The following is a 5,757-nucleotide window of genomic DNA, read 5'->3' as shown; positions in this document are numbered from 1 at the left end:
TAATCTCGAAATTGGTATCCTACACTTTTGAGTTTTTCTTTATAGTTTATTGTATTTCCTGGTTTATACAATTTTTCTACCAGGAAATCAAAAACATCTTTTTGCAATATATAAGAAAATTTTTCCCTGATGGAATTCATAATTGTATCTACTATAAATGTCGACAAAACATAGGTTTTTATATCCAAAGGGTGTTCAAAATCCCAATCAGAATAAACTCCAGTTTTATCCGTGAAGAAAAGGATCTCATTTGTAACTTTATTCCAGATGTCTGAAAACTTCTCTTTCTCGTTTTTAAATATTTCTATTTCAAATAAGTATTCCCTTATTAGTGGTCTTGTCCATAGGGCTTTATGTAAATCATGATTGTTTATAATATTCTCTATCGAATCTGGGGAAAGATGAGAAATTTTCTCAAGCCATTCTCTTGTTTCTGCTATTCCCTTCCATATATCTGCCATTATCTCTCTCATTAAGTGGTTATCAATTAAAATTTCACTATTTTCGGGGCAAAAGCAATAATATATCGCATGACCAAATTCATGGAATAATGTCTTGCAAGAATCATAACCTCTTAATTTACCAACAACAAGACGAATATCCTTATTAACTTTAATTGGATAACAAGCACCCGCATATGGAACATTATGGCTTTCTATGGATATAGGCAACTCAGAATATTTTAGTCCAAACAATGAAAGAGTATCCTTAAGGGTTGTTATTATTTCATCTTGTCCAAATTGTTTATCTCCAATCTTCTGTAACTTCTGTTTCGTAAGGTATTCTATATCGTATGGTTGTAGTGTATCTTTGATATTCTTTTTACCATCCTCAATGAATTCTTTCCAAATCTTTTCAGTCTTTTTTATAGCATAATTCATAAAATCTATAATTTCTTCAAAATCCGTCTCTTCAATATATGATTTTGCCTCTATATAATTGGAAAAACCCAATCTCCGTGATATAGCATTTGCTTGTGTAACGAATTGCCTAAAAAGGTTTTCGATAGGCTCAAGATGAGAAATCTGGCTTAAATAAGCATCTCTTCTCTCTTTTCTATTAGGAGAACTTGATAAAGTTTCCCATATTGAAGAAAAGTCAAATTGATGTTGCCTTTCATTTATCTCATTCTTAATCTCAAATAATACAGGATCATACTCTATATTTGCATTTATAATTAATCTTTCAAGGAGTTCTGCTTTTCTTCTTATTAAATATTCCCTATGTTTTTCGGCTTCCTTTACTTTTAAAATTAGACCTGGCTCCAACAAAAGTTCTCGTCTTCTTTCTGAAACATTGCTTAACCTTTCTCTGTCGAGACTTTTTCCTGTATCCTGGTAATAATAAATCAGATTCTCCTCGCATCCGAGTTCATAAAGTTCTTTATCTATCTCTTCAAGCCATTCCATATCTCTCCCCTAACTCGTTTAAATAATTAACCCCTAATCCAGATAAGGTTTCCTTCATATAGCAACTTTCTCCCTCGCTCTCAACTGAGAAAAACCTCCTCTAACGAGGCATAACTTATACAGATATACGGATTTGATTTCAATCTCAGTGTAGAGAGGCTTCCTTTTCTACGGGTGTCACTTCCCGAAAGTTCCTCGATAGGTTTTTGGGAATTTGCTCTCCCAATTATTTCTCTCTTCTCCACACTTGTATTATACCTTGTTCTCTTAGACTGCCAAGAATTTTCCTACTTTTATCTCTCCAATAAATTAGAATGCATTCTTGCAGGCAGAATGTAATGCATTCTAATAAAAATCTAATTCTGCAAACAATGGTTTGCCACAATACCAATGATTACAACCTTATTTGATTTGAGGCTTGCAATTGATTTAAAAAGAGTAAATCGTTTGAAATAAATAGAGTTCTCTTTGTCATTTTTTCTAAGAATAATTGAATACAATAATAATTGTACAAAAAATAAAATGCACTTAAAAGATTTTATATGTTTTTTTCAAAAAATACTACAATCTTTTAGAGTAATGGAAAATCGCTCAATTGAGATGCAAGATTAATGAAAGGAGTTATCGATTGAAACAGACGAAAATAATAAAACCTGGGACTTTGATAATTGGGCAGATCGTTATGATGAGGATATTCATAACGACCAGGAGTATTATGCAAGGTATGATGAAATACTTGATATGGTGGTGAAGATTGCAAATATCACTTCTCAAAAGAAAGTTCTTGACATAGGAACCGGAACAGGAAATCTTGCCAGGCGTTTTCTTGCATGTAGTGCTACAGTTGTCGGTTTAGATCAGTCAGAAAAAATGCTTGCTGTAGCAAGAAAAAAGATAGGTAATGACCCAAGAGTAGAGTTCTATCGTGTTCCCGATGCGTTTTTACAAATCCCCTACCCTGATAATTCTTTTGATGTAGTAGCAAGCACTTATGCTTTTCATCATATACCGCACCATGCAAAATCCTCAGCTATCCGTGAAATGCTTCGACGAGTACTCAAGCCTGGAGGAGTTTTGGTATTGGGAGATCTGATGTTCAAAGACGAGGAAGCAGAGAAGAACGCCTTGAATCAGTATGAATGGCTTGAAGAAGAATATTTTGAGCGAATTGATGAACTTCGTAGTATATTCAAGGAGTTAGGAATGAAATTAAGTGCACAGCAGTTCACTCCCGTCACTTGGGTTGTTTGGACTGTTAAAGAGAAGGTTCACATATCTTAGGTGTGATAAAAAATTTGAAGAATAGTATATTTAAGGATATGAATATAGGTTCCGGAACATATGATTCTCAAAAGGTATGTAGGTTGATTACCCTATTGCATTTTTTTTAGAAATGTATTACAATATACTACAAATTAATACAATAGGGAGGTAAAAAATGACAAAAGTGATTTCTGTACGCCTCAACGAAGACATACTTGAAAAGATGGAAATTATTTCAAGAAGATTGAAAAGATCTAAAAACTGGGTTATAGGTGAGGTATTAGAAAACTACCTTGAAGAAATGTACGATGTAGAAGAAGCCAAAAGAATTCTACTTGATGAAACGGACAAATTAATTGATCATGAACAAGCCAAGAAAGAACTCCTATCAGATTAAGTGGAAAGAGAGTGCTGTTAAATCCGTAAGCAAATTCCCAAAAGAAATACGAGAAAGGATTGTAGAAAAAGTTGACGAGCTTAGGGATTCTCCTTTCTTGGGAGAACCGCTTTCTGGAGATCTTAAAGGATTAAGAAGGATAAAAATTGGAGATTACAGAATAATATACTTCGTTGATACAGATAAAGTTATAATCATAGTTGTAAAAGTAGGACACCGTAGTGAGATATACAGGTGAAACAATATAGTCGCAAAATCAGCTCATGCTACTCACACTTACACATACTTTTTCATACAATCTTGGTAAAACGTTTATTTGCTTATAATGTAGTAAGTCTGGTGTCCAGGGTATGAGGGTTTTTACATCACTCTGTTTTGTCCTTTGAGGTTAACAGTGGTATAATTGGAGTAAAGGTGTAGATATGAATGATAACACTGTTGGGGTGTGAAGATATTGATAACACATTTTATTCTGTAATTATTCCTGGTTTAGCTATGGGTTTTACCTATACTAAAGGTATGAATAGGAAGCAATTAGCCTATGTTATAAAAAAGTGGTATCAACTAAAGGACGAATTAGGTTTTCCTCTATATGCTGCAGAACCGCATCCCAGAGGAATATAATGAAAGAACCAGTAATTAAGGCAATAAATTTATCTAAAAGATATGGAGATATTCAGGCTTTAAAAGGAATAAACATAGAGATTATGAGAGGAGAATTTTGCGTAATTGCAGGTCCGAATGGGGCAGGGAAAACAACATTTTTGAGAATAATTTACGGAGATACGGATCCAAGCGATGGAAAAATATTCTTAGCACCACTTTCTACTCCCATAGGCGTGATGCCGCAAGAAGCAGGACTATACGAGGATCTAACTGTATGGGAACATGTTTATTATCTCACGCTTCTTAAAGGCGTGAAAAATTGCAAAGAGAGAGCTGAATGGGCTATAGAGGTAGCAGGCCTTGAAAGAGTAAAGAACAGACTAATAAGAGATCTCTCTGGAGGTTATAAGAGAAGAGTTAGCCTTGCCCAGGCTCTATCTGGAAGTGATGACCTTCTTCTGCTTGATGAACCTACATCAGGCTTAGATCCCGAAGCACGTAAAATGATGCTTGACTCAATCAAAGACCTGCATAAAAAAGGCGCAACTATCATATTCACAACGCATTATCTTGATGAGATTGAAAGAGAGATTGATAGACTTGTAATATTCAACAAGGGTGAGATCATACATAACGGGGATAAGAAAGACATAATGGATAGAATAGGATATGACTATGAGATAGAAACAACATATGAGGAAGGTAAAGTAAAATCTTTTGAAAGGATGAATCTCAGATTCTCAGTTGAGGATAATACCATTCATCTCTATCTTCCTAAACAAGCACTCACTCCAGAGTTGTTTTCTATCATTGGACAGGATATAACTCTATCACGTCCATCGCTTGAAGAGGCATATCTAAAGAGGGTAAAGGATGAAACTCACTAATATAGTAACAATAGCAAAGATTTACTCAAAGTGGCAGTTCAGGCGACCTTTCACTTTCTTTTTCATAGCGATGTTTATGCCAATCTCAATAATAGTCCCAATGCTTATTCTTGTGCCGAAGGAGGGCTGGTTTAACATAATAATGGGTGCTCTTATCTTCTCGGTTATAGGAGGAGGAATATCAGATGTTACTTTGAATGTCTCTTTTGACAGAGAAGAAAAAAGAAATGTCTTTCTCATTACCAGGAATGTAAAACCTATGGAATATATGCTTGGGATATTGCTCGGTGGCGCAAGTTACACATTTGTTGGCGCTATAGTCATACTGCTTATAGGGCTTATTATTCTGAGACTCACTATTACCATGTTTCAGATTCTATTAATGCTTGGCTTGATAGCAATAGCATGGATCGCCTCAGCGAATCTCGGATTCATTCTCTCCTTATACGGACCAAAGGACTACAGGCTATCAGGAACACTTTCGGATGTTCTTCTATTTTCTCTCTCTTTCCTTGCTCCTGTCTATTACCCTATTGAGATTCTACCACTCCCCCTAAGATATTTCTCATATATGATTTATACAACGCATCTCGCCATTCTTGGTAAATCAATACTTCGTTCCGAACCTTTAAGTTTATTCAGCCTCTCCTTTGTTCTTATTTTTTCTCTTGTGCTTTTTATGATCTCTATAAGAGGTATGAAATGGAAAAAGGATTAAAAATAGAGCAAATGGCAAAGATTTGTAGCGAACTTATAACTAGAAGAGAGCCAGAAGAGGCACTCAAATATGTTGAAGATAACCTTAAGCACGTACCAGAGATTTCAATACATAAAATAAATGGTGGTAACTTGATAGCAGAGCTAAATAAAGACGCAAAACAAGCTTTAATCTTCTGTAGCCACCTCGATGTTGCCCTGCCAGGAAACATGGAAGAATGGAAATATGATCCTTTTTCAGGAAAAATGATAGAGTACGATAATGATATTGTGATTTTTGGCCGCGGGGCAACGGATATGGAAGACTTAGTATAATGGACTTAGTATAATGAGTCAATATCCTGAAAGGAAAATAGGTATAGTTTATCTTATTGCTGTAGAAGTAGAAAAAACGGTGAAGGAAATCACCACAAGTATCCCAAAATAGGGCAAGAGAAAATCCTGCCCTTAAAAGTTTTGTGAAATTATCCTTTCAAAA

Annotated in this window: 8 protein-coding genes; 7 read left to right on the top strand and 1 reads right to left on the bottom strand. The window is 34.9% G+C overall.

Annotated features, from left to right (window positions below):
• Positions 1–1,409: hypothetical protein (locus tag JHC30_02460; protein ID MCI4463017.1), on the bottom strand; the 1,409-nt coding region annotated here is incomplete at its 3' end.
• A gap of 741 nt (positions 1,410–2,150) precedes the next feature.
• Here JHC30_02460 and JHC30_02455 point away from each other — a divergent pair.
• From JHC30_02455 to JHC30_02425, 7 genes are all read left to right on the top strand, one after another.
• Entirely contained in the window at positions 2,151–2,690 is a 540-nt protein-coding gene (locus JHC30_02455; GenBank protein ID MCI4463016.1) for a class I SAM-dependent methyltransferase, read from the top strand.
• A gap of 157 nt (positions 2,691–2,847) precedes the next feature.
• The gene (locus JHC30_02450; protein ID MCI4463015.1) at positions 2,848–3,069 is read left to right on the top strand and encodes a ribbon-helix-helix protein, CopG family; all 222 of its coding nucleotides are present in this window, start codon (positions 2,848–2,850) and stop codon (positions 3,067–3,069) included.
• The gene (locus tag JHC30_02445; GenBank protein ID MCI4463014.1) at positions 3,035–3,307 is read left to right on the top strand and encodes a type II toxin-antitoxin system RelE/ParE family toxin; all 273 of its coding nucleotides are present in this window, start codon (positions 3,035–3,037) and stop codon (positions 3,305–3,307) included. The genes JHC30_02450 and JHC30_02445 overlap by 35 nt, the downstream gene beginning before the upstream one ends.
• Positions 3,308–3,495: 188 nt before the next feature.
• Complete coding sequence (locus JHC30_02440) at positions 3,496–3,693, top strand: hypothetical protein (protein ID MCI4463013.1); 198 nt, start codon at positions 3,496–3,498, stop codon at positions 3,691–3,693.
• Positions 3,693–4,562: an ABC transporter ATP-binding protein gene (locus tag JHC30_02435; protein ID MCI4463012.1), complete on the top strand. Its 870-nt coding sequence runs from the start codon at positions 3,693–3,695 to the stop codon at positions 4,560–4,562. The genes JHC30_02440 and JHC30_02435 overlap by 1 nt, the downstream gene beginning before the upstream one ends.
• Positions 4,549–5,280: an ABC transporter permease gene (locus JHC30_02430; GenBank protein MCI4463011.1), complete on the top strand. Its 732-nt coding sequence runs from the start codon at positions 4,549–4,551 to the stop codon at positions 5,278–5,280. Before JHC30_02435 ends, JHC30_02430 begins: the two co-directional genes overlap by 14 nt.
• Positions 5,265–5,594 carry a hypothetical protein gene (locus tag JHC30_02425; protein MCI4463010.1) on the top strand — a complete coding sequence of 110 codons (330 nt, stop codon included), beginning with the start codon at positions 5,265–5,267 and terminating at the stop codon, positions 5,592–5,594. The genes JHC30_02430 and JHC30_02425 overlap by 16 nt, the downstream gene beginning before the upstream one ends.
• The last annotated feature ends 163 nt before the right edge of the window (positions 5,595–5,757 follow it).

Source organism: Caldisericum sp., from assembly GCA_022759145.1.
Classification (GTDB): domain Bacteria; phylum Caldisericota; class Caldisericia; order Caldisericales; family Caldisericaceae; genus Caldisericum.
Note: the sequence above shows the minus strand (reverse complement) of the source record. Positions and strands in the feature narration are given on the sequence as shown.

Bases quoted from the DNA above. Each gene is read 5' to 3' on its own strand.
- JHC30_02455 (MCI4463016.1), top strand. From the start codon at position 2,151: ATGGTGGTGAAGATTGCAAATATCACTTCTCAAAAGAAAGTTCTTGAC.
- JHC30_02450 (MCI4463015.1), top strand. From the start codon at position 2,848: ATGACAAAAGTGATTTCTGTACGCCTCAACGAAGACATACTTGAAAAG.
- JHC30_02445 (MCI4463014.1), top strand. From the start codon at position 3,035: ATGAACAAGCCAAGAAAGAACTCCTATCAGATTAAGTGGAAAGAGAGT.
- JHC30_02440 (MCI4463013.1), top strand. From the start codon at position 3,496: ATGATAACACTGTTGGGGTGTGAAGATATTGATAACACATTTTATTCT.
- JHC30_02435 (MCI4463012.1), top strand. From the start codon at position 3,693: ATGAAAGAACCAGTAATTAAGGCAATAAATTTATCTAAAAGATATGGA.
- JHC30_02430 (MCI4463011.1), top strand. From the start codon at position 4,549: ATGAAACTCACTAATATAGTAACAATAGCAAAGATTTACTCAAAGTGG.
- JHC30_02425 (MCI4463010.1), top strand. From the start codon at position 5,265: ATGGAAAAAGGATTAAAAATAGAGCAAATGGCAAAGATTTGTAGCGAA.